This is a genomic window from Campylobacter sp. 2018MI13, assembly GCF_018501135.1.
Classification (GTDB): domain Bacteria; phylum Campylobacterota; class Campylobacteria; order Campylobacterales; family Campylobacteraceae; genus Campylobacter_E.
The window spans coordinates 1-240 of sequence record NZ_JAHCZC010000336.1; the positions used below are offsets into that span (position 1 = coordinate 1).

The 240-nt window shown below is 29.2% G+C and carries 1 protein-coding gene; it reads right to left on the reverse strand.

The window, feature by feature from the left end:
- The coding region (locus KJQ99_RS11495) for a hypothetical protein (protein ID WP_214150785.1) at window positions 1-240 on the reverse strand (240 nt) is incomplete at both ends.

Below are 240 nucleotides of genomic sequence, written 5' to 3' on the forward strand. Positions count from 1 at the left end.
AGTTTGTGTTTGTACAGCTGTGTTATCAAGAAAATCACCATAAGCTTTGCTAATAGTCTCAAAATCATTTGAATTGCTAATTATATCTTTTAGTTTATCGGCTTGTGCTTTTTCACTAGTTTGATTTACTAAAGTATCATCTGTCATTGCAGCTTTATAAGTATCTATATGACCTAATAAATCGTTCTTAAACTTATCTAAAGCTTTTTGTTCTTCTGTATGGAAAGTATTATAAGCGTT